23 protein-coding genes are annotated in these 24349 nt (G+C 51.3%); 9 read left to right on the top strand and 14 right to left on the bottom strand.

Going from position 1 to position 24349, the window contains the following annotated elements; translation table 11 throughout:
• Positions 1-3 precede the first annotated feature (3 nt).
• The gene (locus tag H9Q13_RS01070) at positions 4-783 is read right to left on the bottom strand and encodes a hypothetical protein (RefSeq protein WP_191181909.1); all 780 of its coding nucleotides are present in this window, start codon (positions 781-783) and stop codon (positions 4-6) included.
• A 210-nt stretch (positions 784-993) separates the two neighbouring features.
• On the opposite strand from H9Q13_RS01070, the gene H9Q13_RS01065 reads away from it, so the two are divergent.
• The gene (locus tag H9Q13_RS01065) at positions 994-1518 is read left to right on the top strand and encodes a hypothetical protein (protein ID WP_191181908.1); all 525 of its coding nucleotides are present in this window, start codon (positions 994-996) and stop codon (positions 1516-1518) included.
• 111 nt (positions 1519-1629) lie between these two features.
• On the opposite strand, the gene H9Q13_RS01060 is transcribed toward H9Q13_RS01065, so the two are convergent.
• The 6 genes from H9Q13_RS01060 to H9Q13_RS01035 all read right to left on the bottom strand — a co-directional run bounded on the left by H9Q13_RS01060 (position 1630) and on the right by H9Q13_RS01035 (position 10562).
• Positions 1630-2946: a RagB/SusD family nutrient uptake outer membrane protein gene (locus tag H9Q13_RS01060; protein ID WP_191181907.1), complete on the bottom strand. Its 1317-nt coding sequence runs from the start codon at positions 2944-2946 to the stop codon at positions 1630-1632.
• A gap of 27 nt (positions 2947-2973) precedes the next feature.
• A complete protein-coding gene (locus H9Q13_RS01055; protein WP_191181906.1) occupies positions 2974-5985 on the bottom strand; it encodes a SusC/RagA family TonB-linked outer membrane protein in 3012 nt (1003 codons plus the stop codon).
• A 50-nt stretch (positions 5986-6035) separates the two neighbouring features.
• On the bottom strand, positions 6036-7235 hold the full coding sequence (locus H9Q13_RS01050; RefSeq protein WP_191181905.1) for an anhydro-N-acetylmuramic acid kinase: 1200 nt from the start codon (positions 7233-7235) through the stop codon (positions 6036-6038).
• 239 nt (positions 7236-7474) lie between these two features.
• Positions 7475-8155 carry an ABC transporter ATP-binding protein gene (locus H9Q13_RS01045; RefSeq protein WP_191181904.1) on the bottom strand — a complete coding sequence of 227 codons (681 nt, stop codon included), beginning with the start codon at positions 8153-8155 and terminating at the stop codon, positions 7475-7477.
• Between the two features lie 35 nt (positions 8156-8190).
• Positions 8191-9450 (bottom strand): ABC transporter permease, encoded by a 1260-nt coding sequence (locus tag H9Q13_RS01040; protein WP_191181903.1) that lies wholly within the window; start codon positions 9448-9450, stop codon positions 8191-8193.
• Complete coding sequence (locus H9Q13_RS01035; RefSeq protein ID WP_191181902.1) at positions 9447-10562, bottom strand: efflux RND transporter periplasmic adaptor subunit; 1116 nt, start codon at positions 10560-10562, stop codon at positions 9447-9449. Before H9Q13_RS01035 ends, H9Q13_RS01040 begins: the two co-directional genes overlap by 4 nt.
• A gap of 460 nt (positions 10563-11022) precedes the next feature.
• On the opposite strand from H9Q13_RS01035, the gene H9Q13_RS01030 reads away from it, so the two are divergent.
• The 3 genes from H9Q13_RS01030 to H9Q13_RS01020 all read left to right on the top strand — a co-directional run bounded on the left by H9Q13_RS01030 (position 11023) and on the right by H9Q13_RS01020 (position 15320).
• Complete coding sequence (locus H9Q13_RS01030; protein ID WP_394367968.1) at positions 11023-13791, top strand: cation-transporting P-type ATPase; 2769 nt, start codon at positions 11023-11025, stop codon at positions 13789-13791.
• A 176-nt stretch (positions 13792-13967) separates the two neighbouring features.
• Positions 13968-14717, top strand: coding sequence for an alpha/beta hydrolase (locus H9Q13_RS01025; RefSeq protein ID WP_191181900.1), 750 nt, complete (start codon positions 13968-13970; stop codon positions 14715-14717).
• Positions 14718-14846: 129 nt separating this feature from the next.
• Positions 14847-15320, top strand: a complete 474-nt coding sequence (locus tag H9Q13_RS01020; RefSeq protein ID WP_191181899.1) for a tellurite resistance TerB family protein — start codon at positions 14847-14849, stop codon at positions 15318-15320.
• Between the two features lie 55 nt (positions 15321-15375).
• Here H9Q13_RS01020 and H9Q13_RS01015 read toward each other — a convergent pair whose 3' ends face one another.
• Complete coding sequence (locus H9Q13_RS01015; RefSeq protein WP_191181898.1) at positions 15376-15804, bottom strand: DoxX family protein; 429 nt, start codon at positions 15802-15804, stop codon at positions 15376-15378.
• 233 nt (positions 15805-16037) lie between these two features.
• Between H9Q13_RS01015 and H9Q13_RS01010 the strand changes: the two genes are divergently transcribed.
• Positions 16038-16265: a hypothetical protein gene (locus H9Q13_RS01010; protein ID WP_191181897.1), complete on the top strand. Its 228-nt coding sequence runs from the start codon at positions 16038-16040 to the stop codon at positions 16263-16265.
• Between the two features lie 9 nt (positions 16266-16274).
• Here the strand turns inward: H9Q13_RS01010 and dacB are convergent, their stop codons facing one another.
• The 3 genes from dacB to tcmP all read right to left on the bottom strand — a co-directional run bounded on the left by dacB (position 16275) and on the right by tcmP (position 19509).
• Positions 16275-17666 carry a D-alanyl-D-alanine carboxypeptidase/D-alanyl-D-alanine endopeptidase gene (gene dacB, locus H9Q13_RS01005; RefSeq protein ID WP_191181896.1) on the bottom strand — a complete coding sequence of 464 codons (1392 nt, stop codon included), beginning with the start codon at positions 17664-17666 and terminating at the stop codon, positions 16275-16277.
• A gap of 20 nt (positions 17667-17686) precedes the next feature.
• On the bottom strand, positions 17687-18247 hold the full coding sequence (locus H9Q13_RS01000) for a DUF1543 domain-containing protein (RefSeq protein WP_191181895.1): 561 nt from the start codon (positions 18245-18247) through the stop codon (positions 17687-17689).
• A 104-nt stretch (positions 18248-18351) separates the two neighbouring features.
• Positions 18352-19509 carry a three-Cys-motif partner protein TcmP gene (gene tcmP / locus H9Q13_RS00995; RefSeq protein WP_224743990.1) on the bottom strand — a complete coding sequence of 386 codons (1158 nt, stop codon included), beginning with the start codon at positions 19507-19509 and terminating at the stop codon, positions 18352-18354.
• A gap of 90 nt (positions 19510-19599) precedes the next feature.
• Here tcmP and H9Q13_RS00990 point away from each other — a divergent pair, with 90 nt between their 5' ends.
• On the top strand, positions 19600-20034 hold the full coding sequence (locus tag H9Q13_RS00990) for a hypothetical protein (protein WP_191181894.1): 435 nt from the start codon (positions 19600-19602) through the stop codon (positions 20032-20034).
• A 202-nt stretch (positions 20035-20236) separates the two neighbouring features.
• Here the strand turns inward: H9Q13_RS00990 and H9Q13_RS00985 are convergent, their stop codons facing one another.
• On the bottom strand, positions 20237-20437 hold the full coding sequence (locus tag H9Q13_RS00985) for a hypothetical protein (protein ID WP_191181893.1): 201 nt from the start codon (positions 20435-20437) through the stop codon (positions 20237-20239).
• A 265-nt stretch (positions 20438-20702) separates the two neighbouring features.
• On the opposite strand from H9Q13_RS00985, the gene H9Q13_RS00980 reads away from it, so the two are divergent.
• From H9Q13_RS00980 to H9Q13_RS00970, 3 genes are all read left to right on the top strand, one after another.
• Positions 20703-21377 (top strand): hypothetical protein, encoded by a 675-nt coding sequence (locus tag H9Q13_RS00980; RefSeq protein WP_191181892.1) that lies wholly within the window; start codon positions 20703-20705, stop codon positions 21375-21377.
• A gap of 96 nt (positions 21378-21473) precedes the next feature.
• A complete protein-coding gene (locus H9Q13_RS00975; RefSeq protein ID WP_191181891.1) occupies positions 21474-21971 on the top strand; it encodes a hypothetical protein in 498 nt (165 codons plus the stop codon).
• Positions 21972-22122: 151 nt separating this feature from the next.
• A complete protein-coding gene (locus H9Q13_RS00970) occupies positions 22123-22605 on the top strand; it encodes a hypothetical protein (RefSeq protein ID WP_191181890.1) in 483 nt (160 codons plus the stop codon).
• Positions 22606-22853: 248 nt separating this feature from the next.
• Here the strand turns inward: H9Q13_RS00970 and H9Q13_RS00965 are convergent, their stop codons facing one another.
• Together H9Q13_RS00965 and H9Q13_RS00960 are read right to left on the bottom strand one after the other, a co-directional pair.
• A complete protein-coding gene (locus H9Q13_RS00965) occupies positions 22854-23267 on the bottom strand; it encodes a VOC family protein (RefSeq protein WP_191181889.1) in 414 nt (137 codons plus the stop codon).
• Positions 23268-24197, bottom strand: coding sequence for a 2-hydroxyacid dehydrogenase (locus H9Q13_RS00960; protein ID WP_191181888.1), 930 nt, complete (start codon positions 24195-24197; stop codon positions 23268-23270). It lies immediately after the preceding gene.
• Positions 24198-24349: the final 152 nt, after the last annotated feature.

Below are 24349 nucleotides of genomic sequence, written 5' to 3'. Positions count from 1 at the left end.
TCCTTACAGTGTAAAGAGCACGTTGGCCTGCAAAATCGACTCATTAAGCCCTGCTATACCGACTACGTTGTGCCAGTAGCGCCACTCCGAACCAACGTATACCTTGCCGGGCTTTTCCCAGAAATTACCCATATCCACGAAAAGTTGTGGCTGCGTGAGGTATTGCGTGGTACCCGGCCCGCGATCTCCTATAAAATCCATGAAACCCCGGAAACGAAAACGGGCACGCGCTGCTATAGGTATAGGAATGTCCCAGCTCGGCGTAATCTGGTAGGTGCCGTGGTATTCAGCGCCATGCTGTTTGTAGTAATAAGTTTCGAGTTGCAGTAAGCCCTGGCCAGGTATACGGAATTTGAACGCCGGACCTGCCGTGTAGGCGAAAAAGTCTTCTGTGCCGCCGAACAGCACGTTAATGCCGCCGCCTACCAGCACATCGCTTATCGGCCCCAGGCTCACCTCACTTTTCGTGGCACGGCTCAGGCTGAGTTTCGGGTACCACTCTAGGTACAGGTTGGGAGCAGCCAGGCTGGCATCGTTGAACAGGTCTGCAAAACCGAAGTGCTCAAATGCACCGACATCCCCAAAATGCTCCAGGGTGATGGTAGCGAGCTGCCCCGACTGATTGAGGTTGCGCCCGTAAAGGAGCTGCACATTGGAGCCTCCCTTGTAAATCACCTGCGCCTCTGCCCGGAAACTCACCAGCATCGAGAAGGCAACAAGCCACAGCAGCGTACAGAATCTTTTGCCGAAATATTGGACCGGCCAGCGGTTATCAGGAAGCATATATGGTTTAAGTTAGGTTAAGATTGCGTTCTGTTCACAGAATACGGACTAAAGCCGCCAGACAGGCAGATTTTTTATGGTGAACTAGCCCTTGTCTGGCGCCGGTTCACGGTATAGTGTAAGTCTCTCACAAATTGAAATTACGTGAATGGCAACTTAATAGGTATTTCCTTAGTTTTGTAAGTAGGGAAAAGCTGTAGGGAGAAATCAATGGAATACAGATTTGTTCATCACTGGAATTATGAACTGGGCGAGCAGGAGCATGCCACACTGGAAGCGGCGATTTCGCTCACGTCCAAAGCCAGGCACGATAACTTCTTGCACGAGGTAGGGGTTTTTATTGCAGAGCACACCGGAGCCCTGTACGTTCTGATCGGTCTGCTGTCTGACGACAACCAGCACATCACGACCTGCATTTTCCTGAAAAACAAAAAAGTGGTCGATAACTTCACCTACCCGCTTCAGCATACGCCCTGTGACTCAGTGCTCACCCAAAAGTTCTGCTATTACCCTTTCAATGTTTCCAAGAATTTTCCGGAAGATGCCGAACTGCAGGAGTTAAATATCGAAAGCTACCTGGGCAGTATTTTTTTAAGTGAAGAAAGCGAGCCGATTGGCCTTATCGCGCTGATGGACGCAAAACCGCTTGAAAACCCCGCTTTCTCCGAGCACCTCATCCTGGTGCTGAGTCCGGCCATAGAAGAAGAACTGAACAAACTCAAAAGTAATATTTAGGGCTTTTATACCTGCCCATTACAAAACCACCTCCCATATCTGGCTAAACTGACAGCCAGGTATAGGAGGTGATTTATTTGGTGGCTACCCTTTCAGGTATAGTGCCTAAATTTAAATAGCCGGATCGTTTGGCGTGTTCGGGTTGTTACGGCGCTCCTGGTCCGGGTATGGGTAAAAGTTGCGGTTACGCTCAGTGGTGTTGCTCGGCGGGCCAGGGCGACCGAAACGACGGCTATCCTCCCACTTCTGACCGCTCAAATACATTTCGGCGGAGCGTTGCTTGTATACCTCCAGCAAAAGCGCCTCTCTTGTAACCGGACCTGTGTAAGCCGGAAGCCCGGCATGCACCCCAAAGGGATCGCCAGCTGTCTGTGTCCGCACCTGGTTGATCAATGCCAGCGCCTCGTCCAGCGAACCGTTCGAACGCAGTATTGCCTCTGCTTTTATGAGTTTCATCTCGTCGGGCAGGTATACCGGTATGCTGGCCGTTTGTGTGTTGAAGAAACCAGCCAGTGTTTTCACAAGGTCGCCCGCCACATCGGCACTCGGATCGGTCATGTAAAAAGGATAACGCATATCTGCTGCCTCAAACAGAGCATCCGGAAGACCGAATTTATCGCGCGGTCTGAAGTAGGCCAGTATGAAAATGGTATTGTAGATCGGGTTGGGGCTCAGCGTGCTGTACACAAATTCTGATTTTTTGCTCAGGTCCACCTTATTGGCATTGGCAATAGCCGCCTCGTAGTTACCGGCATACAGGTTATACCTGGCGTTGTAGGCATACAGCGTATTGCGTAGGTCGAAGGCAGTACCGGTCACCTGTGTCACAAACTCCTGCGAGATAGGGGTGGCCTCGATCAACGCTATACCTTGGTTCAGATGGAAAATGGCCTCTGCCAGTACCTCGGCTCTTGGCCTGAACGTCACCTTATCGGTTCGGCTGGTTTCAACATTGGCCTGCTCGAATGCATTGGCCAGGTTCGCCAGCGCGATCGCATTGAACAGGTGTGCATGCGCCATCACCCCGCTTAGGGTACCGCCCGTCAGCGTTTGGATCTTCGGGGCATTCTCCAGAGTCTGCTCACTCATGAGCATGGTGCGCTGCATTCGCGCCCAGAGCCCCAGGATGTTGCCGTTGAAGGTAGGCAATGAAGTACCGCCCGCTTCCAGTTCCAGCACATTGGTAAAGGTCGCCACGCCTTTCATCTCTCGACCTGTCACACCAGGGTATAGCAAGGCCGCCTCTAACCCGGAAGTGGAGTAAAACTGTCGCATGCCCACACTCAGGGCAATTATACCTTCGCGTGAATTGAGTACTTCGATGTCGCTGGCCGCATTGGGGTTCGGTATGTCCAGTTCGCAGCCGCTCGTTAGCAGCAAAGCGCCGGATAACAGACCTATTTTTAAATAAGAAGCTATATTTTTCATGTTATGATTCCTTTTGATGGTAGAAGATTAGAACGTGAGGTTAAGGCCCAGTGCGTAGGTTCTTGGTATCGGCACCTCCACAAAGTCGAAGCCTCTTACCGCGTTGCTCTGGCCGGCGGCATTCACTTCCGGATCATAGCCACTGTAATCGTCAATCGAGAACAGATTGCGGCCTGCCAGGCTGAGGCGTACGTTATTGCCACCCAGAAAAGCGGGTTTGAAGTCATAGGCCACCGAAACCTCTCTTAGCTTAATGTAAGAACCGTCTTCTATGAAATTCTCGAAAATACCGAACAAAGCGGCCGACGTACCTTTTGGCACCTCACCTCTCAGTTCCGGCTCATAACCGGCCAGGCCACCGTAAAGGTCGCGCTCTCCCACGCGGCGCGTGAAGTTGAACACGTCAAAGCCATAGGCTGCGTCAAACTGGGTACGGAACGACAGGCTATTGCCAACCATCAGTTCGTTCACCCACGATCCTGTCCAGTCCGGGTTCGGGTCACCGATCACTTTCGGTTTGGTGGCTCCGGTAGGCTGACCGGTTTCGGGGTTGCGGCCTACACGGTCGGCTTGCGGCAGGCCGGCTGGATTAAGGAGCAGAGACCCATCAGCGTTGCGGGCAAAGTACGTGCTGTAGAAGGAGCCCAACGGAAAACCGTTCACGGCTGCTACCTGACCAAATCCACCCGGGAACGTCAATACGCCGCCCGGTATGTCATTCACCTCATTCTTGTTTCGGGAATAGATCAAGGTGGAAGTCCAGCGGATTCTCTCTGTTTGCACCGGTGCACCGGTCAGCATCAGTTCGAATCCTTTGTTGGTCATGGTACCGATGTTCGCAAATTGATTCAGATACCCGGTAGAAGGCGTCAAGCCAACGAACAGCAACAGATCCTTCACATCTTTCTTGTATACCGAGAATTCCAGTCCCAGTCTACCGTTCAGGAGGCTCATGTCAGCTCCAACCTCGGTTTCTACCTGCCGCTCCGGTTTAATGGATGCATTACCCAACAGAGTGGACGGTATTACGCCAGGCTGACCAGGTAATGAAACAGGGTTATAATTGGTATAGCGCTCATAAGCACCAATGGCCGTCAGGTTACCGGCTTGTCCATACGATGCCCGCAGCTTGAAAATAGGAACAATGCTGCTTAAGCCCTGCCAGAATTTTTCGTTGGAGACCAGGTAGCTACCACTCACTTTCGGATAGAACTGCCACCTGTTGTCCACGCCAAAAACCGAAGACACGTCGTAGCGCCCGGCTCCTGTCAGGAATAGTCGGTCACCAATGCCAAAAGTCTGCTGCGCAAAGAAACCCATGATATTGAGGTCTATGCGGCTATCATTTGAGACAACGGTCGCGCCGCTGGTACTGGTTTGGGCAATCGGGCCAAGCTGCGTACCTGTTATGCCTGTGGTATAATATTTTTCGGTCTGCACCGTGCCCCCTATACCTGTCGTGGATTCCAGCCAGTCGGCCAGGAAGGTGCGGTACGATGCATTCAGGTCATTGTTAAGCAGATAGGCGGTACGGTCGGCGCGGCGTGAGTAACCAGCGTTGTAAGATGGCGTAGTGTTCCCTACCGGTATGAAGCCTGTACCGATCTGAGTGGAATTATCGTAACCGAGCACATAGTTGATATTCAAGCCATTGATAGGTGTCATGTTTGCCTGAAAGTCGCCGATGAAACGGTTGGTGCGCTGCTCAAACTCAAACCGGTCGATCGCTTCCAACGGATTCGTTCTTCTTAGGATGGCGGTCGGTGCGGTAGATGGGTAGACCCCGTCCACCGGCTCAGGGTTGATGAAGTTGTTACTGAAGATAAAGCCTGTCAGGGCCCCGTAGGCCTCGCTCAGTCCACCGTTCGGAATCTCCTCACTCGTGCTCAGCACGTAGTTGGCGCCCATCGAAACAGATAGCCAATCCTTAATCGTCTGGTCAACCCGCAGGCGGGCTCCTCCCCTTGTGAAATTGGTGTTATCGACAATACCCTGGTTTCTCAGGAAGTTGCCGCTCATGTAATACTGCGTGTTGGCGCTACCACCCGAAACAGACACGTTGTTTTCGGTGCCAAATCCTGTCCGGAAAATCTTGTCCTGGTAGTCGTAGCGCTGCACGGGCTCCTGTGTGAGGTCACCAGGCAGTGTGTTCACGAAGCGGAACGGGTATTGGTTATAGTCCAGTGTCTTGCGCACCTCGCTCACTCTGAACTGGGTCGAAAAGTCTATTTTCGGTTTTCCTTCCTTACCGCGTTTGGTAAAGATCTGCACTACCCCGTTGCTGGCCCGTGAGCCGTAGATGGCCGCCGCCGCAGCGCCTTTGATGATCTCAATGCGGTCGATGTCGTTCGGGTTGATATCGACAAGGCGGTTCTGGGCATAGCCACCCAGGTCAATCAGCTCCGGGGAGCCATTGTTGATGATCACACCATCCACGATGTAAAGCGGGTCACCGGAACCTACCACCGTGCTGGTACCGCGCAGACGCACGCTGATACCGCCAGCAGGGTTACCGGAGTTTTGTGAGATCTGTGCACCTGCCACTTTACCCGCCAATGCTTGGTCGACAGAAGTGGCCACACTGTTTTCGAGGGAAGCCGCAGAAACCGTGGAGATGGCATTGCCAAGTTGCTTTTTACTCGTTGCCACCGAGGTACCGGTTACCACCACTTCCTCCAATCCCACGATGTCTTCGCTGATCTGGGCATCCACCGTTACGTCGTTCTGGCTGCCTAGCACCAATGATCTGGATTCCGGCTTGAATCCGATGAAGGAAAAGTTGAGCTGGTATGTACCGGCCGGCAGGTTAGCCGACAAGGTATACTGCCCGGCGCCATCGGTGGCCGTGGCGATGTTTTGGTTCTGAAACTTAACCACAACACCCGGCAACGGGGATTTGGTGCGGGCGTCTGTTACAGTTCCCGTTACGGTGTAGCGTGTGACCTGTGCCCATGCAATCTGGCTTACCATGGTCAGCAGGAGCATACACAAGAGGACGCCCTTCACGGCGACTCCCCTTTCTAAGTAGATTTTTCTCATAGTGCTAATTGTTTTGTACTGTACATAATAGGTGATCTAGGTTTTCAATTTCATTCCGGCAGACTGATCTTTCCCATGAGCACGGAGGGCACGCGGGTCTGGCCCGGCCCAAAATCGATGGGCTCGCCCACCAGGCACTCATTGGCCAGCGTGGCAAACAGCACAGCCTCCTTCGCGTCGGGCGAAACGCCCAGTTCTTCGGTGTTCCGGACAGTCACGCCGGGCAGCATTTCCTGTATGTTCTGGATCAGGAGCGGGTTGTGCATGCCGCCGCCACTCAGAAAGATCTCAAATTTTTCTCCTTGCAACGTTCTGCTTAGCGCCTCGCAAATGCCGCTGGCCGAGAAGCGGTTAAGGCTGGCCATCACGTCTTCCGCCGAGAGATGCTGGGTATCTGACTTGCGCTGGGCTTCCTCCAGGTAGGCGAGGTTAAACAACTCAGGTCCGGTGGTTTTCGGGAAGCCCTGCTCGAAGAACGGATGGTATAGCAAAGCTGCTACCAGAGCCGGGCTATACCTTCCCTTCAGGGCGATGGCGGAGTCAGCGTCGTAATAAGTGCCGGGGAACTGCTGCTGCACATAGGCATCCATAAGCGTGTTGCCGGGGCCTACGTCGGTCGAGAAAATACGGGTGGTGTCCAGGTCGCCGGGCAGGAACGTGAAGTTGGCGATGCCACCGATATTGAGCATGATGCGGTTCTGACCTTCTTCTGAAAACAGCAAATAATCCCCATACACCGCCAGCGGAGCGCCCTCGCCGCCTGCGGCAATGTGCTTCTGCCTGAAATCGCTTAAGGTGATGATGCCCGTTTTCACAGCAATGTGGTCGCCGTCCCCTATTTGCAGGGTAGCGTCCGGCATGCTGGCTATACCATGCAGCGAGGCCGGCGCATGGTAAATGGTCTGACCATGACTGGCAATAATATCTACTTCACTTTGTGCTATACCCCAGTTCTTCAGGCATTGGTTGATGAGGTCGGCATGAAAGCGGCCGATGTAGGCGTTCATGACGCATACCTTTTCGAGGTCTACCTGGCGCTTTGAGAAGATGGCTTTCACCTCCTGCTTAAAGGTTGAGTCGTAAGACATGGTCGTGAATTCACGCAGGTTCATGCGGGTTTGGGTGCCGTGTCCCGTAAAATCACAGAGCGCAATATCCAGCCCATCCAGCGACGTACCCGACATCAGACCGATGATGGTCCTTTTCTCTTTGTTGGCTATCTCAAAAAGTTGCTGTAGACCTTTGTTCATAAGTTAAGAGTGGAATTTTAAACGGATCAGAAATGGTTTATACCTTGCCCGAAAGGTATAAAACTATCGCAATATAACTTCTAAACAATATAAAGCTTAACGTTCCCCAGCTAAATCAGGCTGTGATTCGGAAAGCTTTTTTTGCTTGAAAACATGAGGCAGGTTCTTATTTACAGGACTCACACCCATAAACGATTTTAAACTAACCTGTACTTCTTGAGGTTTTCACAGTCACATAATCAGTGCCGGATGATGCGCCCATCTTCCATTTCGATGATGCGGTTGCTGTTTTCTGCAAACTCCGGGTCGTGCGTCACAATGAGCAGGGTTTGGTTGTGCACCTCGGTCAGCTCCTTAAAAATATCGAAGACGATATCGCTGTTGCGCTTGTCGAGGTTGCCGGTGGGCTCGTCGCCCATGATGATGTGCGGGTCGTTGATCAGGGCACGGGCAATGGCCACCCGTTGCTTCTCCCCACCAGATATACGGTAGGCCGATTGGCTTGCCAGCTGTTCTATGCCCAGCATTTTGAGGCGCTCCAGGGCGCGGTGCTCCACTTCCTGTTCGCTATACCTGCCTAGTTTCATGCCAGGCAGCATCACGTTTCGCAGCACCGTAAACTCGTTGAGCAGATAATGGAACTGGAACACAAAGCCGATCTTCTCGTTGCGGATACGGGCCAGCTCTGCGTCAGGCCGTCCTGTCATCAGTTCCTTGTCGATGTGCAATTCGCCAGAATAGTCTGTGTCCATGGTGGACAGGATATATAGCAACGTGGACTTGCCGCAGCCCGATTTGCCCATGACGGACACAAACTCACCTTTGTTCACCGTAAAGGTGATGTCGCGGAGCACCTGCACCGTTACCGGGTCATGAAACTCCTTGTTGATGTTCCGCGCTTCGAGTATGACTTCCTGCATGAGATTTCTGCTTTGGTTCGGTTGGGCGGCTATACCTATTTGCCCCTGATGATTTCAACGGGATCTACCTTGCTGGCCTTGCGGGCCGGAAAGAAACCGGCCAGGTAGGTCGTAATCAGGGAAAAAGAGCCGCCTATGAGGTAAAACACCGGACTGTAGTTGATCGGGTATGTCTCGATCGTAGGCAGTGCCGCCGTGTTGAAAGGGATGTTATCGATGATGACGGAAAAAATGAATCCGAAAACAAGGCCCACCATTCCCCCAAAAAAACCAATGCTCATGGCAATCAACAGAAAGATCCGGTTTACGTCGCGACCTGAGAAACCAGTGGCCTTCAGAATGGCGATCGAGTCCATCTTTTCGTAGATCATCATGTTGAGGATATTGAAAATACCAAAACCCGCCACCACGAGCAATGTCACACCCACGGCGTAGGAGATGAGCGACCTTATATTGCTGCCTGTCTCAAACTGGGCATTGGCTGTCTGGATATCTTCTGCATCTATCCCGAATAATTGCGCGTATTCCCTTGCCACCGCAGGAGCCTGGTTCAGGTCGTGCAGTTTCACCTGTATATCGGTCATGTAATTGGCTGGCTTGCCAAGCAGTTTCTGGGTAGTGGCAATAGAGGCATAGCACTGTACCTTATCATACTCCTGTATACCTGACTGAAAGTAGCCCACCACCTTGAGCGGGAAGCGCTCGCCCTGCGCTGTGGTTACCTGCACCACATCGCCTAAATCCGCCACGAGAATATCGGCCAGCCCTTTGCCCAAAATGATGCTGTTGGCCACGTTCCTGGCGTCGATAGCGTTGCCGGACGTCACGTAATCCTGAAAATTGAACAGGCGACTCTCCTCCTCCACATCCACGCCATTGATCACGCCGGTAATGTCGATGGTGCCCTCGTTAAAGAAGACTTGTGCCGTGAGTTTGGGGGCAGCGCCCAACACCCGATCATCTGCTTTCACGGCCTGCATAATGGGGCCGCTGTTGTAAATCTCCTGACGGGTTATACCTGCCTTCACCGAGCTGATGAAATTGTAGGAGTCCTGGTACTCGGTCGCCATGTTCACGGGCTGGTTCTCGCTGGGCTTTACCTGGTTGTAGAGCCGCACATGCGGGGTACGGTTCAGGATCAGGCTGTCGAGCATGTCGTTGAGTCCGTTCATAAAACTGAGCAGCGTGATGAACATGGCAATGCTGAAAGTCACGCCCACGGCCGCCACCAGTGTCTGCCGCCAGCGGGCCAGCAACATGGATTTTGCTATACCTAGTATCAGTCTGCGGTTCATGAGCCTGGTTTCACAATTTCGTCCTCTTTCGTCAACCCCTCCAGTATCTCCACTTTCTGATAGTCCTTGAGGCCGGTCTTCACCGGTACCCGTTCCTCCTTTTCCTTTAGCACAAAGCCTCCGTCCACCAGGTACTCCCGGGGAATGGTCAGGGCATTCTTTTTGGCCTGGATGACGATGTTGGCCTCTATGGTGAGATTAGGGTACAAGGCCTCGGGCTGTGTCACAAATTCGGCTTCCACGGTAAAGGAGCGGGTGCGCTCGTTCATGGCCGGGTTGATCTTGGTGACTTTGGCTTCAAACACCTGCCCTTGGTAACTGTCGAGGTTGAGCAGCACCTGCTGGCCTGGCTTCACACGGGCTATGTCGTATTCGTCCACCTGCAGTTCCAGTATAAACTCATGGGCGTCGCCGATCACGGCCACCGGTATTTGCGGACTCACCAGTTCGCCCTTCTCCCGCAGCATGCTGTATACCTTGCCGTTTGTCTCGCTTTTCACGGTATAGTCGTTGCTCATCGTCTGGCTAATCTGCAGATTCTTCTGCGACTGGCGTGCGGCAAAATCCAGTTGTTTTTTGAGGTCATTGTAACGCAAACGGGCTGAGCGAAAAGCTGTAACAGCGTTTTTGTAGGCGAGTTCGCGCTGCTCCAGTTCCACGCGGGTACCAATTTGGTTGGCCCACAGGTTGCGCTGCCGTACCAGTAGCAGCGAGTCGTTGCGCATTCTGCTGCGGGCCAAGTCGATGGCTTCCTGCAGTTCGGTCAGTTTCTCAGTGTTGGCGCTCACACGGGCGTAGTCAGCGGCTAATCGGGCGTTCTCGGTATTCAGGCGTGCCGCTTCGTTATCGATCTTCACCAGCACATCGCCTTTTTTCACGGTATCGCCCTCCGTCACCAGTATTTGCTGAATGATGCCACTCACCACCGGAAATACCTGGTACTGATTGCGGCTTTTCACCACGCCAGAGGCATACACGGATTCTGAAATATCCTCCACGGTGGGCTGAGTGGTCTCCTGTTTGCCTGAGCACGAAGTGAGATAACCCACCACACCCCAAAGTAGCAGGTATAGCTTCAGGTTTATGCAGGGTATCCATTTAGTTGACGACATATACGAGGTTGTTTTATGCTGAACCGTGCCTTTGGGCAACATCGCCCTTTACCTATGCTGCTCCTGATGCAACGCTGCCGGAGCGTTGTTTGCTGATGCACGGTATGCTAATATAACGAAAGTACATCTACAATCGCTCGTAGACAGCACCAACTATTTAAACCGCTTTGTATTAGTGATTGGTTTGATATACTTGGTATACCCTTAAAACGCCAACAGATTCCAACTCAAGGCTAAAGATTCTGCCAGACTGTTCACCGGATGTGCCCTGCCTGGCATCTGCCTGCCACAGCAGCATACCTGCGGAACATGCCGCGCAACCTGTTTCTTTTCCATCCGGGTACTTACTTGATTATAAATGAACAGAAAAGCAACCACCTGATGGTAAGTTGGCTAGCTTAACTACCTGTCCGTAAGATAAGTAAAGAACACCAACAAGTAGCGCCACCTTACCATGCATGTGACAAAGGAAAAACAACAGATCAAAGAACCCATTTCACAGGACAGGCACCACAGCTGGCACAGCATAGCCGCTGAGGAGGCGCTTGAACTGCTGGATGTCTCGGCCCAAGAAGGCCTGACGGAGGAGGAAGCACAGCAGCGACAACAGCGCTATGGCCTCAATGTGATGACGCCCAAAAAGCAACAGAGCGCATTCGTCAGGTTCCTGCTGCAATTCCACCAGCCCCTTATCTATATTCTGCTGGCCGCAACTGTTGTCACGTTTACCTTGGAGGAATACATTGATTCGGCCGTAATTTTCGCAGTCGTTTTCATAAACGCCATCATCGGCTATGTGCAGGAGACCAAGGCCCTGGCAGCTATTGACGCCCTGGCCCGCAGCATGACGGCCAAAGCTCAGGTAATTCGAAATGGCAACAGACAAAATATAAAGGCGCAGGAGCTTGTGCCCGGCGACATCGTGCTGGTGCAGTCCGGCGACAAGTTCCCGGCAGATGTGCGCCTGCTACAAGTACGCGACCTCAAAGTGGATGAGTCGGCGCTTACAGGCGAGTCGGTGGCAGTGGAAAAGAAGACACAGCCTGTAGCCAAGGACGATGTGCTGGGCGATCGTTTTTCGATGGGATTTGCCTCTACGGTCGTAACCTACGGACAAGCCAGGGGCCTGGTCGTGGGTACCGGCGACCATACTGAGGTTGGCAAAATCCAAAAGGCTATTTCCGGAGCCCAGGACCTGGAGACTCCCCTCACCAAGAAGATAAAGGAATTCAGTCAACTCCTGCTCTGGGTAATTTTGGGCCTGGCGGCGGCAGTATTTGCCGTCGAAATCAGCCGCGGCGCAGATTGGGCTGATACGTTTATGGTGGCCGTAGCCCTGGCCGTAGGTGCCATACCGGAGGGTTTGCCGGTGGCTGTTACCATTATGCTGGCGCTGGGTGTTTCCAAAATGGCCAAACGTCGCGCCATCATCCGCAAACTGGTGGCGGTAGAGACGCTGGGCAGCACCGATGTCATCTGCTCAGACAAGACGGGCACGCTCACCGAAAACCAAATGACCGTGCAGCAGATCGTGGCGGCAGGCAAGGTATACGCCGTCCATGGACTCGGTTATCGACCGGAAGGCCACATCCTGGAGCAGGATCAGAAAGCAGACTTAAGCACCAACAAAGCCCTGGAACAGCTGCTGATTGCCGGCCTGCTTTGCAACGACAGTGCGGTAAAGGAGGAAGCCGACAAATGGACCATAGAGGGAGACCCGACAGAGGGAGCTTTAGTAGTGGCCGCACAGAAGGCTGGCTTTGAACGGAAAAAACTAGAGCAGGAATGTCCACGCAAAGATGCGATCCCATTTGAATCGGAGCAACAGTATATGGCTACCCTGCACGATGGGGCACGCCATGTCATTTACCTGAAAGGCGCTGTAGAGGCCGTGCTGGACCGCTGCCGGGGCATGTTGCTGGCAAATGGCCAGGAGGGGCCCTTGGATACGGACGCCATCAACAAACAGGTGGAGGAAATGGCCAGCGAGGGGTTGCGCGTGCTGGCTTTTGCAATGGCAGAAGCCCCGGACGGCCTGTCAGGTATAAGCCACGAAGATACCCGCTCCGGACTTTTGTTTCTGGGTTTGCAAGGTATGATAGACCCGCCGCGCCAGGAAGCCGTGGAAGCTGTGCGGCTGTGCCAGTTGGCAGGTATAGAGGTGAAGATGATCACAGGCGACCATGCCCTGACCGCCTCCGCCATCGCCAGCAAGATCGGACTGCGGGGTGAGACACGAAACGGGAAACTGGTCGCGATCACCGGCAAGGAGTTGCAGCAGATCGAAGACAAGGACCTGGAAGATGTAGCAGCGCATATTTCTGTGTTCGCCCGTGTATCGCCTGACCAAAAGCTGCGCCTCGTCAAAGCACTGCAGGCGCGGGGTCATGTGGTGGCCATGACCGGCGATGGCGTGAACGACGGCCCGGCTCTGAAACAGGCCAACATCGGTATTGCGATGGGTATAACCGGTACGGATGTGGCCAAAGACGCCTCCGACATGGTGCTCACCGACGACAACTTCTCTTCCATAGAAGGAGCCGTGGAAGAAGGCCGCAGCGTGTTCGACAACCTCACCAAATTCATTGTCTGGACACTGCCCACCAACCTGGGCGAAGGTTTGGTTATTCTGGCCGCCGTCGTACTGGGCACGCAGCTGCCTGTGCAACCCGTGCAACTGCTCTGGATCAACATGACGACTGCCGTGTTGCTGGGTCTTACGTTGGCCTTCGAGCCCAAGGAACCGGGCATCATGGACCGACCGCCCCGCCCGCCTCATGAGCCCATCATGACGCGGGACCTGATCATGCGCACCTTGCTGGTAGGCACCCTTTTGCTCATAGCCTGCTTTAGCCTATACCTGTACGAGCGGCGCATCCTGGGCACCAATATAGCAGAGGCCCGCACGGTAGCCACTACGGTGTTTGTGGTGCTGGAGTCTTTTTACCTGATCAGTTGCCGCTCCCTGGTGCGCCCTATGCGGGAAATCGGATTCTTCACCAACAAATGGGTATATTATGGGATAGCGGCCATGTTCTTCTGCCAGGCACTCTTCATCTACCTCCCCCTTATGAACACCCTTTTCAGCTCGGCTCCGCTGGACATCATGCAGGTACTGCGCATTCTTGGGGCTGGCGTTATCCTGCTCCTCATCGTGACCATAGAAAAGACTATCCGTTTCAGGATAAACAGACGTAAAGAAAAAGAGAAAGCGGTGACCGAAAGCTAGGCTCCGCTTATACCTCAACGCATGTTTTTAATTCGCTTTTGCAAGCGTGACACTATCGGATGATACAGGACCGATTTGCAGCACACAAGAGTGAAATAAACCATGCACGCACAGAAAGGGCTTTGAACACTATTATTAGGACAGCGATTATACTGGTTTCTATTTACCTGTTGCTTATGGGCTTTCTATCTTTTCAGCAAGAGAGTCTGATCTTTTTCCCGGATAAACTCCGGCCTGACTACCAGTTCAGTTTTAACCAGGAGTTTGAGGAGGTGTACATACCCGTGGAAGATGGCATCAGGCTGCACGGCCTCTACTTTAAGGCGGCTACGCCCAAGGGGATGGTATTTTATCTGCACGGCAATGCCGGGTCTGTTGACCTTTGGGGCTGGATCGCCGATACTTACACCAATCTGGGTTACGATATTTTTGTGCTCGACTACCGGGGCTATGGCAAAAGTGAAGGCAACATCAGCAGCGAGAAACAGTTTTATGGGGATGTTCAGGCCGCCTATGACCACCTGAAGGCAAGGTATAGCGAGGCGCAGATTGTCATCGCCGGTTATTCCATCGGCTCGGCGGCAGCCGCCAAACTGGCTGCAGAGAACAAGCCAAAACTCCTAATCTTGCAGGCACCCTACTACAGCCTCGGCGATTTAATGCAAAGCCTCTATCCTTTTGTGCCGACATTCCTGCTCCGGTATAAGTTCGAGACTTTTCGGTATGTAGCCCAAACCAAAGCCCCCATTGCCATTTTCCACGGTGTGCTGGACGAGATCATCTACCCGGGCTCCTCCGAGAAACTGAAGCCTCACCTCAAGCCCACCGACAAAGTGATTCTGCTCAAAGGACAAGGCCACAATGGCATGAATGACAATCCCGCTTTTCAACGGGAACTGGCCCGGCTACTAAAAGGACCTGAATGACAGGTGAATGCTACCTCCGGACAGGGATAAATTTGTACATACCTGCCGGAAAAATTGCTTTGCCATACCTGATATAACAATTGCGCAACAGACGGAGTACCTATGGAAAGGAGAATCAAAAAATAACTGATGGAAGGAGTTTTCAACACAACGGGCAGGTCCGATATACCTGACTTCTATACCTACGCGCCTCAAAACGAGCAGGAGGCTTGGATTGCGATCATGCATGCCTGCATCGCGGTGGACGACGATGTGGCCGATGTGGAACTGGATGAACTGGCCCAGACGCTCACCAGCAAGCGTCTTTTTGAGGGGCACGATAATATGGCCTATAGCCGAACCGTCTTTTATGCCCATACCCAGGTGGGCAGCAAGGTACTCATCGATAATTCGGTTGATAAAATAGCGCCCGAGAACAGGCCTGATTTGTTTGCGCATACCATCCAACTGGTGCTGGCGGATTGTGTGGTGACCGAGAAGGAGGAAGAACTGATTCAATACCTTTACTCCGCCCTGGACCTGGATAAAGAGATGGCGCTGCAGATCGTGAAAGATGTGCTGATCCAGAACAATAAAAACGCCGCCCCGCCCCCCGCTCAGTGAAATATGAAAGCCGTGAGCAGTCTAACACATGACAGTTAAGCCATCAGCTCAAATTTTAGGTCCGATGTGCCTGATCAGCGTTTGCAGGGTGGCGGGAGCGCTTGCCCATGGCAGCGTCTATACTCCAAATACCGGCGCCGCGTGCGGCCATGTACAGAAACAGAAAGGAATAGAGCACGGCTTTCTCACCGTTGTTTAGCAGCGGGTTCCAGCCATCGGGAAAGTGCGTCATAAAAAAAGCCACCGCCATCTGACCACTGGCAACAAAGGCCGCCCAACCAGTAAACAGCCCAAAGGCAATCATCAGACCGGCAACCAGTTCGACCACGCCTGCCACGCCCATCATAGAGGCAAGATCAACGGGTGTACGGTCACCGGGCCACGCAAATAGCTTCTGGGTGCCGTGCATGGCAAACATCAATCCTGAAACAATGCGCAGTATCGCATAAAGCTGCGGGCTAAAGGGGCCGAGAAATCTTTCCATGGTTTTCAAGCATTTACGCCCATATACATAACAGGCTTTTGTACACTTAGTTACACAAGATTCTTAACGTATTGAACACCGTTATGTTGATTTCGCTATACATATGACATGTGCCGTGTTGCAGGTATAGCGGCATCCACTCTTAACCTTTCGTACGCTGTAACTCGTACTAATAATAGACCGCAGCCTGTGCTGCTGGTAAAATTTTATGTACTACTTAAAGAAAACAAACCATGAACGACAATAAAGAAAAGCACAACGCCAACCAGAAAAACAACCCTGAAAACACCAAACAGGACAAGGACAATCCCAGACAGCAGAAAGGCCCACAGAGTACCCACGCCAACCTGGCTACGACCAGCCGGGGCGCGGACAGTACCGACAAGGAGTTCCGCAACGACCAGCCAAACCCCAGCACCGTCACCGACCCTGACATGAAAAGCAAAAAAGGAAATAGCTAATGCTATACCTTACTTCAACTCATCCAGCACGCCGTACATTTTTTTGACAAGCGTCGCTGCCGATCCATTGCAGTTGTTTACCACAAACGCAAATATATACTCGCGGCCATCACGGGCTTTGTGATAACCGGTATACCCTTTCACACCGCGTATCGTGCCGCTTTTCATCTTCATGCCATTGTAGACGGGCAGCGATGCATAAAAACCACGGTACCAGTTTTGCTGGCGGGCGTACTGCAAAAGGCGCACCTGTGCATGGGTGGTCACGCGGTTGAGCGGCGAAAGGCCCGAGCCGTCCACCATCGCCAGTTCGGTCCCGGCTATACCTTGCGCGCTCCAGTGCTGCCGGATAATTTCCAGTCCTTTGGGGGTATCGCTGGTATGGGTGTTTTTGTAGGCAATGGTCTTTACCAAGGCCTCACCGTACAAGTTGACGCTCTTGCGGTTAAACCAATACACAATGCTGTCCAAAGGTGGAGATTCGACCGTGTGAAATTCGGTATAGCCTAGTGGCGATACGCTGTTGTGTTGCAAGACAGGCTGATGTGGCAGGCTTATACCTACGGTCTTGAGCGTGTCGGCCAACATACTCACAAACTGGTGGGCACCCGAAGGCAGCGCACCGGATATTTTAAAGCTGTTTTCATTCACAGGTATAGTTCCCCGAATAGCGGCCGTGTTGGTGCCCATCGGGAAATAGATATAGGCATTGTCGCCGGTGCCGACCGCGGCTGAGGTCAGTTCTGAGCGCAGCGCATAGCCGTTGAGGCTGGGCACCGTCCTCACCACCGAAACCGGATCACCGACCTGCTTGCCTGATTTCAGAATCACATCGTACTGGTTTTCGCGCCAGTTAAGTTTAGCTGCCCCCGCCCCGTAATAATTGGCGATATCCTGCCACATCCATCCATCCGGCACGGTCTCCTCGTTCCATCCTTCGTTGCTGATCACTACCTCGCGCACTGCCTTTATACCTGTCCGCTGCAAGGCTTGGGCGATACCCTTGAGCACGTTTCCTTCTTTGGTCAGGGGCCAGCGCCAGCTGCCGAAAGTGGGGTCACCACTGGGCATCACCAACAGCGAAGCATGGTCGCCTTTATGCAAGGCAAATTTCGTCTTATACCTAAAATCCTTGCCCAACAGCTCGTAGGCACTGATACTGGTGATGATTTTCATGGTGGAGGCCGGTGCCAGCCCTATTTTGCTGTTGCGGTCCAGCACGACCTGCCCGGTTTTGGCATCAATGACGTAAAGCGAGGCGATGCCGTTCTGTAGCTGCGGGTCAGCCTCGAACTTCTGAAAGGCGGTGGCGAGTTTAGTGGCGGTGTTCTGGGACCAAGCCAAGGAATGCGCCAACAGAGCCGCAGCAAGCAAGGCAGATTTTCGGGAAATTAACTTCATACCTTGAAAATAGGGAATTCCTACAACTTATGCAGCTGGAAATAGCCCAAATGCATTTCATCTTCCGGCCCATCGCCTGTCAGCACCTGCAGGCTATACCTGGCTTTGTCACCGGCAGTCAGGATATCCTTCACTTCATACACCTCGTCCACATCCACGCCAAACTTATCGTCGATGTGCGATGCCGCGCCTTTAAAACCGGTGTGCTTGTAAAACGCCGTTTGCTTGGCTTGCTGTATTGCTCCCGCCTGGTTCTCAGCCACGGCCAGCATTTTATAATGGAACTCATCGAACTCCCCTGGCTTATAGCCCCCGAGGTTCAGAAAAAACAATTTGCCTGCTCCCGGTTTTGCCGGTAAGTCCTCCTTCGGCACCACTTGGATCTGGTGCCCGTTCACCTGCCTTACTTCACGCCAGGCATCTACGTGGATATTGCCTTTCGCTTCCGGCCAAAAGGCTTTAATGGCAGGGACAAGGTCACTTACCTGTTCGCCGATGGCAAATAACATATCGTGCTGCTCGGTGTTGCGGCCCTCCGGACGACAGCCCAGCATCAGCATAAAAAGCTTCGGATTCTGCATGATTGGTTTGGTTTGAAATATTGTCTGAATCAGGATTCTCGTGCATAACTAACCCTTTACTCCCGCAAAGAGAATTAGCCGCTGCTTTGCCACAGGTATAAGTCTTACTTATACCCGATAATCGAAGTAAACGACACCTTACGCATCGGCTGTCGCGACACCGGGTTAATCGCCTCTACTATACCTTCCGCTTTCAGTGCCTCAAACGCCTCTTTGTAATTACCCCTGATGTAGTTGGTGCCGATGTTGTGGTGACGGTAAATGCTGTCGATGGGCAGGTTGTGGTAATAGCTGCGTTTCTCGGCCAGGTCTGCGATCAGGTTTTTGATGGAGTAACGGTACTGCTCCTGAAACAGGGAGAGCTGGTGCTTGATGTTGGCACCGAAAAGCGGCACACCGTCCTCCTGGTAGTCGCTGTACATGAGCATGAGCTCCTTCATTTTCATGTAGGGCGCATCGTTCTTGGACACAAAAAACAGGTAATGGCTTGTCTGGTTCTTCTTGGGTAGGCTGATCTTGAAACGGAACGTCTTGTAATCCTTCTCCCGGAAAACATCCTCAAACTGGTCCACCATAAAGTCCTCGCGCTGGCCGGCGTCCTGGTAGCGGTCGCAGAACTCGCGTATTTTCTCAAGTCGCTCCTTGCCTAACACATCGGCCATGATGCTATCTTCCGTTGCCTGCTGCACGGCGGCACGCAGTTTGGCCGGCGTGAAGAGCATAAACAAATCCAGCCCCCAGCGGCGTACCGACTGTAACAGCAATTGCTGCGAAAACTCGTAACCAAACGGATCCAGGTATAGCAGGGTGGGCGTGTCGTTGCCAAGCAGTTTCGCCAGCGCCGCCAAACTGCTATCCTCATGCAGCAGCACCGGCTTGTGCTGCAGGTCTTCGTAATAAGGCAGTTGTTGCAGGTTCTCTTTCAGTCTGGCCGTCACCGTCTTCTTCTCGTCGTTGAAGAAGGTGCGCACCACTTTGTTGAGGTTATACTTGTCGGTGGCCCCAAATATGCTGTTGAGCACACGCACCGGCGTGGCAGGCTTGCCGTCCTCGGGTTTGCCGTCGCCGGCGTACAGGTCGATAAAGGCCAGCACCGGGTTGGATTTGTAGCGCTGCCCCTGCAACTGGGCACTGCACCACGCTTTGAAAAACTCGTTTAGCAACTCCGATTTTATCTCGGCGCTGCTTCGTTGGGTAATGAAAAAATCGTTTGTATCGGCAGTAGACATGGTTTCTGTAGGGAGACTTAAGCGTAACGGCAAGGCGCTTTGGGTTCAACAACAAAGTTAAGCTGTAATTTTAAAGGGAAGGTAATAGAATGTTTGTTTAAATTATAAGCTTAATTTTGCAGCATGAAACTGACCGGCAACATTCTCAACGTCAAAAACAAGCGCGACGACCGCCATGCAGGTATAACGCTCGAGATTGACAAGATCGAATATATCACGCACAAAAAAGACGGAAAATACTACCAGCCCTTCGACCTGATGGTGGAACTGGATGAGCCCGTTACCCTTACCGGCGACTGCTTGGCCCGCAAAGAGGACAAGAACCTGCCTGAGGGCGAGTACGATTTTCTGGTGTACGACAAGGAAGGGGATGACTATGTACTCAATGAGAACAAGTTCCTTTCGGTGCTGCTGGTATACGACGACGAGGAGCATGAGCACATCCTGTCCTCGGTGGAATATACCATAACGGTTCCGAACGATGAATTTAAGGTACTCAAGGAAGAGCAGCACAAACTGCGTGCCTCCAAGAAAGGTATAGGCCGCAAGAAAAGATAGCCTGCGAAGGTATAAAAGCAGAAAGACCTGCCCTCAGTAAAGCTGAAGGCAGGTCTTTCTTTTTATGTTTCGTCATATAGGGAAGCAATTCTTCCAAAAGCTTCTACAAGCTTTTACTCAGGTTGAAACCTGTCTGAACGATAACATAGTTTTTATACCTTGAATATACGAATCCTGCTAACGGAGGTTAATACCAGGACACCTATTTTTTGTTCATGCCCAGGTATAGGCCATACCCGATCAGGGCTGCGCCGGCGGCGAACAGCACATACTGCTGTTGTTTGATGTCCAGGCCTTTATAAATATCCAGGCCATACTTCCCGGGGTTTTTCACCACGTTCAAGATTTCCATCGGGTTGTGTAGCAGGTTTTCGAGCGGATTTGTAGATGAGTTGGTCTCCATAGTTCCATTTTATTATTTACACTTCTCTACGGTTATAAACGAAAAGAAGGTTTCATACAGAACCGCTTAGCTAAGTTGGGTTTGTCTATCGCTTTTTAACCTGAATGTAGAAGATATAAGCTTGTTCTTCTGAAATCATAAAACTATTCTTATATTTAAAAAGGTGTGCCTTCATTTAAAGGCGTTTACTCCTATAAATATAGTGCAGATAGCAGGAGTAGGTACTCCTACTATACAGTAGTTGTGGCACATTTAATAAATAAAAATGGGACTTGATTGGAAACCATTAAATAAGCCTCTGGCAGGTAGAGAAGAAGAATACGAAGACATTTTTCTTACTTTATCAGGAAAAAAGAAAGCAAGCACTTCAATTCTCGGAAATTTATTTGGGAAGAAGCAGAAAAGCCAAGAAGAGTTATTAGAGCAATTTCTTGAAATATCAATACCAGCCTATGAGACGCTTGCGGCTCCAAAGGTAGGCTTTGACGATAAGGCGACTGAATGGGCCAAAAGTCAGTTTGAACAGCGGACTGACAAGAACCAATCGCTTGAAAAATTCCTACAAACAATGAATGGGTATTATGTAGTAGACCTTGTTACGGAACACGATGGAATCCCAATGTACATTGCTCCACATTACGAACCACATGTTTTCAGAGCCCAGTTCCTGCAAGATTGTGAGGAGATACTGGGAAAGGAAATGATGGAGGAGGCGTACACATCCCAACTTGCACTTGGAACGGTGGACTTTGGACAACGATTATTGAAAATAGCTGATGATTACGCGACCAGATACAATGTACAATATCTAAAAGAGCAAAGAACACCTCCAGATTCTGACGAAGATACACCTGAAAGCAAAGCCCATATAATGTTCTCGGCTGCAAAATGGCTTCTGTGGTGGGGACAACGAGGCCATGGCTATGAAGCAGACTTTTAAAGAAAAACGTGCCACAACATTGTGTAAAAGTCATGTTTCCGCCGACAGCCTCACACGTCTTTTACACGAGGCCGTTGGGGGTAATAAAAATTATAAATGTTAAGAGCAATTAAGAAACTACTTGGAATAGAAACAGACATTAAAGGGAAGGAGATTGACTTTGACAATTGCTGGATTGTAGATGAAATCAACGATAGAAATAAGTTTCTTGCGCTAATTATTAGTATTGTTCCAGAAGATAGCATTTGGTCAATTGAAGGATTAGCAGATGAAGAAATTTATCACCTGCTTTCCATATACCCAATATCAGATGATACTAAAGTATGGAAAGGAACAGTATGGCCAAAGCAGAATTCTTTTAAAGTAAAACTTTCAAAAAAGGCTAAAGAAGAAATTTTACTAGCTCTTCCCAATTGGAACTTGGAATCAAACTTCGTTCACCAGCATATTTATAAGGATGAAGAATTCTATCTCACTTCTTATGACAACTTGGACAAAGCCTGTACTTGGGTTTCAAAGAGTTTAGACCAAGGAGAATTAGAGAAATTAAAAGAGCTAAGAGTTATTGATTTCTATGATTGCAGTGAGAATTAAAAAATTACTTCCCCCAACACGGTACAGGCTCCAAACTCGGCTATGCCTCGTTCGCAGCCTGCACTAACCGTTACCTGTAAGTGAAATGAGGAAATTTTTAACAGTAATCATTCTCTTCAGTTTAAGCCATTTCGCTTGCTCGCAAACCATTGTGCAGGAACTGAAACGGAATAAGAAAACCAGGAAGGACAAAGAACTTATACTTGAAGCAAAAGAGTTTTTTAAAGTTGTAAACGATAGCTTAGGTATAGACTTTACAACAGCTGACACTCTTTACTATATAAGGGGCGTGGATATTCAAGGAAGGACTGGCCACGGAATCGTATGGACTAAAAATCATGCGATAACATATATAGACCCCAAAATTTGGGACGGTTATAGAGTCGTAAGACCAAATCCACAAATTACATTTGAGCCAAACGTTCACTTGGTGCCAGATTTTGGTCCTTTGATAAATAAGATTGAGCAAGGCAAAAAGCAAGAAGTTTTGAAATACGTCGCTGAAAGTCCTGAAGTATTAAGCGGCATAATGGGTTGGGACATCATGACCTTCATCAAAAAAGAGAAGAACTATACTATGGACTCATATAGAGTCAGAGACTTCTCCGACTTTAAGCCTAAATTAAAAAAATAGAACACGTTCTGGTAACCACGCCTATAGGTTAGCTTCGCCACCCTATAGCAACACCGTTCACAAAACCCCAGATAACAAATAGCTTCGATTAAAGCTTAGAGTTTACCTGCGGTTCGCTTCACGTCTTAACACTTCAAAGGTGGCTTCACCTCAAGTCGTGCGATAAGCAGGTTGCCGGCAAAACAAAGGCCAGCCTGTGTGCGCTACAGGCTGGCCTTAGTGCTTAGTAAAGGTATAGGTAAGCTCTGTCAGGAAGCAAACACCTCCTCCGGATTCTTGAAAGCCTTGAACTCGAGTGGGTTTTGGCTGTGGTCGAGCACGAACATGGTGCGCTGCTCCCCTACCTCTCCCTCGTAGCGGGTATAGGGCTCTACTACGAAAGGTATAGCGTGCTGCACCAGGCGTTCGCGCACTTCATCGAACTGCCCGTAAGTCAGCAAACAGCCAAAATGCGGCACGGGCACACGGATGCCGGCCACTTGCCCGCAGTAGTCCGGCTCGGGGATGTTGGTGCTGACATGGGCCGAAAGCTGGTGACCGAAAAAGTCGAAATCGGTCCAATGCTCGGTGCTGCGCCCCTCTTGGCAGCCTAAAATGTCCACGTAAAACTGGCGGGTCGATGCAATGTCCTTCACCTTGAAGGCATAGTGGAATGGGTTCATTTAGTATCCTTTGGTTTTTGAAACAACATTGATAAGGGCCTCACCGTGACGCATGCGATCGTAGTTCTCCAGAATCTGGGACACAGCCGACTCTGGATTGGTGACGCTGGCAATATGCGGCGTGACATGGATGGCCGGATGCGACCAGAAGGCGTGGTCTGCCGGAAGCGGTTCTTCCCTGAACACGTCCAGACTGGCGCCCGACAAATGCCCCTGGTCGATCATATCGATCAGGTCTTGATCCACCAGATGCTCGCCCCGGGCCACATTGATAACATAAGCGCCCTTAGGCAGCTTGCTGAATGTGTCCTTGTGGAGGATGTTTGCCGTTTGCTTTGTGAGCGGCAGCAGGCAGATCAGGATATGAGAGGACGACAGGAAGGAATCGAATTCCTCGGGCCCGGCAAAAGCCCCTACCCCTTCCATTAATTTGGGAGAGCGTGACCAGCCATGCACTTTAAAGCCCAGTTTGCTCAATTGCTGCGCCGCGTAACTGCCCAACTCTCCCATTCCCATCATACCGATCACGACATCCTTGGTGCGCAGGTAGCTGTGCTGCTTCCAGGTGTGCTGGCGCTGCGCTTCTTTATAGCTGTGTAGTCCACGCACCTGGTTCAGTACAAGGGCCGTCACGAAGGCAGCCATGTCATGGGTCAGGTTTTCGTCCACAATGCGGGTGATCTTCACCCCTTCCGGCAGCTCCGGGTCGCGCAAGATGTGGTCTACTCCGGCCCCCGTTGAGGCGATGCATTTCAGGTTGGGGAAGGCTTTGAAAACTCCCTGCGGATGATTCCAGGCCAGGGCGAACTCCACTTCGTCCGGAGACCCTGTTTCAGGATAAGTGCGCACCTCCAAACCGGGACGCCGCTCGCGAAGCGCATCTGCCCAACGGCTTGTGTTTCTTCCTTGGCTAAATATGGTGATTGACATAAGGTATAGTCTGCTTTAGAATGAATAGCTCGGTATTGTCAGCACATACATACGGTCTATTCTGGGATTGTCCGCTTAAATTTAACTAATCTTGCAGAAATCTTGTTAAGAGAAGTTAAAAGGCGGGCAAAAGTAGAAGCCACAGGCCCACT

It is taken from the genome of Pontibacter aquaedesilientis, assembly GCF_014773225.1.
Classification (GTDB): domain Bacteria; phylum Bacteroidota; class Bacteroidia; order Cytophagales; family Hymenobacteraceae; genus Pontibacter; species Pontibacter aquaedesilientis.
This window is presented reverse-complemented; position numbering and strand designations above follow the sequence as displayed.

What these genes read in the sequence shown, in the direction of transcription:
- H9Q13_RS01020 (WP_191181899.1), top strand. Translation starts at nt 14,847, where the DNA reads ATGGAAGGAGTTTTCAACACAACGGGCAGGTCCGATATACCTGACTTC.
- H9Q13_RS01060 (WP_191181907.1), bottom strand. Translation starts at nt 2,946, where the DNA reads ATGAAAAATATAGCTTCTTATTTAAAAATAGGTCTGTTATCCGGCGCT.
- H9Q13_RS00975 (WP_191181891.1), top strand. Translation starts at nt 21,474, where the DNA reads ATGTTAAGAGCAATTAAGAAACTACTTGGAATAGAAACAGACATTAAA.
- H9Q13_RS00985 (WP_191181893.1), bottom strand. Translation starts at nt 20,437, where the DNA reads ATGGAGACCAACTCATCTACAAATCCGCTCGAAAACCTGCTACACAAC.
- H9Q13_RS00960 (WP_191181888.1), bottom strand. Translation starts at nt 24,197, where the DNA reads ATGTCAATCACCATATTTAGCCAAGGAAGAAACACAAGCCGTTGGGCA.
- H9Q13_RS01065 (WP_191181908.1), top strand. Translation starts at nt 994, where the DNA reads ATGGAATACAGATTTGTTCATCACTGGAATTATGAACTGGGCGAGCAG.
- H9Q13_RS01015 (WP_191181898.1), bottom strand. Translation starts at nt 15,804, where the DNA reads ATGGAAAGATTTCTCGGCCCCTTTAGCCCGCAGCTTTATGCGATACTG.
- H9Q13_RS00965 (WP_191181889.1), bottom strand. Translation starts at nt 23,267, where the DNA reads ATGAACCCATTCCACTATGCCTTCAAGGTGAAGGACATTGCATCGACC.
- H9Q13_RS01010 (WP_191181897.1), top strand. Translation starts at nt 16,038, where the DNA reads ATGAACGACAATAAAGAAAAGCACAACGCCAACCAGAAAAACAACCCT.
- H9Q13_RS01035 (WP_191181902.1), bottom strand. Translation starts at nt 10,562, where the DNA reads ATGTCGTCAACTAAATGGATACCCTGCATAAACCTGAAGCTATACCTG.
- H9Q13_RS01040 (WP_191181903.1), bottom strand. Translation starts at nt 9,450, where the DNA reads ATGAACCGCAGACTGATACTAGGTATAGCAAAATCCATGTTGCTGGCC.
- H9Q13_RS01055 (WP_191181906.1), bottom strand. Translation starts at nt 5,985, where the DNA reads ATGAGAAAAATCTACTTAGAAAGGGGAGTCGCCGTGAAGGGCGTCCTC.
- H9Q13_RS01000 (WP_191181895.1), bottom strand. Translation starts at nt 18,247, where the DNA reads ATGCAGAATCCGAAGCTTTTTATGCTGATGCTGGGCTGTCGTCCGGAG.
- H9Q13_RS01050 (WP_191181905.1), bottom strand. Translation starts at nt 7,235, where the DNA reads ATGAACAAAGGTCTACAGCAACTTTTTGAGATAGCCAACAAAGAGAAA.
- H9Q13_RS00980 (WP_191181892.1), top strand. Translation starts at nt 20,703, where the DNA reads ATGGGACTTGATTGGAAACCATTAAATAAGCCTCTGGCAGGTAGAGAA.
- H9Q13_RS00990 (WP_191181894.1), top strand. Translation starts at nt 19,600, where the DNA reads ATGAAACTGACCGGCAACATTCTCAACGTCAAAAACAAGCGCGACGAC.
- dacB (WP_191181896.1), bottom strand. Translation starts at nt 17,666, where the DNA reads ATGAAGTTAATTTCCCGAAAATCTGCCTTGCTTGCTGCGGCTCTGTTG.
- H9Q13_RS01070 (WP_191181909.1), bottom strand. Translation starts at nt 783, where the DNA reads ATGCTTCCTGATAACCGCTGGCCGGTCCAATATTTCGGCAAAAGATTC.
- H9Q13_RS01045 (WP_191181904.1), bottom strand. Translation starts at nt 8,155, where the DNA reads ATGCAGGAAGTCATACTCGAAGCGCGGAACATCAACAAGGAGTTTCAT.
- H9Q13_RS01025 (WP_191181900.1), top strand. Translation starts at nt 13,968, where the DNA reads ATGGGCTTTCTATCTTTTCAGCAAGAGAGTCTGATCTTTTTCCCGGAT.